The 1,156-nt window shown below is 72.8% G+C and carries 1 protein-coding gene; it reads left to right on the top strand.

The window, feature by feature from the left end; all coding sequences use genetic code 11:
• Positions 1–526: 526 nt before the first annotated feature.
• Positions 527–1,117 carry a DUF4240 domain-containing protein gene (locus H5J30_RS34700; RefSeq protein WP_181791780.1) on the top strand — a complete coding sequence of 197 codons (591 nt, stop codon included), beginning with the start codon at positions 527–529 and terminating at the stop codon, positions 1,115–1,117.
• Positions 1,118–1,156 lie beyond the last annotated feature (39 nt).

A 1,156-nucleotide genomic window follows, 5' to 3' on the forward strand; every position in this document is an offset into this window, starting at 1 on the left:
GTCCGGCGACGTCGGCGGGGGTCGGGGCGGTGCCGGGCAGCGGGGTCGCGTAGTTGAGGTACGGGCTGTCGGTGCCGGGGGAGAAGCCGGCGACGAAGCCGCCGGTCATGACGGCGTCGGGGCGGCGCCGGAGGTTGGCGACGGCGAAGTTCTGGACCTGTTCGTCCATGGGAGTAGCCACGGTGGTGTCGACCTCACGAAAGTCTCTGGTGTGTGAACGCAGGACAGAGCGCCCACGGCCTGGGGCGTGGGCATCGTGGGGCCGCCGTACGGGACGGTTCGTGTCCGGCGGTTCGAGCGTGCGGGTCCGCTACGGAAGCGGGCGGGCTGCTCGGCGCCGACGGCGGCCGCTGACGGGCGCCGGGATCAAAGGCTTCGTTCCTCACCGTGAGTGCGCCGACCGGACGGCCGGCGGATTCGTCCGTGCGAGCACGGACGCGCGCCAATGTGCCATGCCCGCCGCGCCCGTGCAACGCGTTTGCTGGATGAGACCGGAATGTCAGTGGCCGGTGCCACAGTACGGGCCATGGACATCGATCGGTTCTGGCACCTCGTCGAATCGGCGCGCTCCTCCGCGGCTGCGGGCGGTGTGCCGTTCGACGAGGCGCTCGTGCGGCTCCTCGCGGGTCTGCCCCCGCAGGAGATCCTCACGTACGCGGAGCGGTTCGGCGAGGTGCACGGTGCGCTGTACCGGTGGGATGTGTGGGCTGCCGCGTATCTGATCGGCGGGGGCTGCTCGGACGACAGCTTCATGGACTTCCGCGCGGGGGTGATCGCCCTCGGCCGCGAGTGGTACGAGCGCGCGGCGGCCGTGCCGGACAGCCTTGCCGGGCATCCGGCCGTCGCCGAGGCCGCGCGCGAGGGCCGCGACGAGGTCCTGTTCCTCGAAGAGGTGAACTACGCGGCGGGCGCGGCCTTCGAGCGCCTGACGGGCAGCAAGGACGCCTTCCACGAGGCGTGGTCGGCGTACCGGCCGGCGGACGGCCGGCGCGGCGCGGCGCACGACATGGGGGCGCATGACATGGGGGAGCCGTTCGACTTCGACGACGACGGGGAGATGCACAGGCGCCTGCCGCGGCTGGCGGGGCTGTATCTGGGTGCGGCGGACCGGATATAGCGGGGCGCGCGGGTACGTCGCGGGCGTGCCCGGCGGCGA

The sequence above is a fragment of the Streptomyces phytophilus genome, assembly GCF_013870535.1.
Classification (GTDB): Bacteria; Actinomycetota; Actinomycetes; order Streptomycetales; family Streptomycetaceae; genus Streptomyces; species Streptomyces phytophilus.